Source organism: Pseudomonas sp. S4_EA_1b (assembly GCF_016307435.1).
Classification (GTDB): domain Bacteria; phylum Pseudomonadota; class Gammaproteobacteria; order Pseudomonadales; family Pseudomonadaceae; genus Aquipseudomonas; species Aquipseudomonas rhodesiae.
In genome coordinates this window covers 3,048-4,050 of the sequence record NZ_JAEILC010000209.1, presented here as the reverse complement: position 1 = coordinate 4,050, position 1,003 = coordinate 3,048, and the positions used below count along the sequence as shown (strand labels likewise).

General features: G+C 62.1%; 2 protein-coding genes. One reads left to right on the top strand and one right to left on the bottom strand.

From position 1 onward, the window contains the following. Positions 1 to 233 (top strand): hypothetical protein (locus tag YA0848_RS36330; RefSeq protein ID WP_232925264.1); only part of this gene is annotated, 233 nt, incomplete at its 5' end. A 69-nt stretch (positions 234 to 302) separates the two neighbouring features. On the opposite strand, the gene YA0848_RS35685 is transcribed toward YA0848_RS36330, so the two are convergent. Beyond that, on the bottom strand, positions 303 to 1,003 hold a 701-nt coding region (locus YA0848_RS35685; protein WP_198731589.1), incomplete at its 5' end, for a GGDEF domain-containing protein.

Genomic DNA, 1,003 nt, shown 5'->3' with positions numbered 1-1,003 from the left:
CGACCTCCAAAAAGCCAGCCGAGAAGACCCATCAACAGGGTAAGAACACCCACCACCTCGCCGACTACCCCGCCCCTGTGGTCAGCGAGCTTGCCCGCGCTAGGCCGCGCAGCGGCCGGCCCGGACGGTTGGGTATTTCAGGTGTGTCGGTGCTGTCTGTGTTTGGGGCTGCTACGCAGCGCAACGCAGGGCAAGCCTGCTCACCACAACGACAGGCTCAAGTTTCGAGTTAACCTACGGCGCTCATTCGTAGGGAATGAGCGCCAGCGTAGCGCTGCTTTTTCACCCCACTCTCACCCCCACTAAACCGACCGCAACCAACTCCCCTGCGCTGCGCTGACGCGGTTACGCCCGCCGCTTTTGGCCTGGTACAACGCTAGGTCGGCGTCGTTGAGCCAACTGATGGAATCGGCATGCCCCGGTTGGTAAGGCGCCAGGCCAATGCTCAGGCTGGCGCGCAGGGTGGGGCTTTGGTCGTAGGTCAGCGCATTGAAGCGATCACGCAGCGTATCCATAGCTTGCGTGGCGCGGTTGAGCGGCATGTCCGACAAGATCACGCAGAATTCATCGCCGCCATATCGCCCCGCTTGGTCGGTGCTGCGCAGGTTCTGGCGCAGTACCTTGCTGAGCTGACGTAACACGATGTCGCCGGTCACGTGGCCGTAGGTGTCATTGATGAGTTTGAAGTGATCGATGTCGATCAAGGCAATCACCGCGCCCCGCTGTTCATCGCGACAGCGCTGGAACTCGTTCTCCAACTGATCTTTCCACGCGCCGTGGTTGAGCAGCCCGGACAAGCTGTCAGTACGGCTCAGGGCCAACAGTTCGCGCTTGTGGCGGGACAGGTTCTGGGCCTGGCGATAGCAGATCCAGCCGAGCACCAACGGGTACAGCATCAGGATCGGCAGGCAGGCATATAGCTGGGTCTGGCTGGTCATGGCGATAAAACCCGGCGCCACCCACCACCACCCGATGGCGACACCCAGCGCCTGCGCCAGCCAGC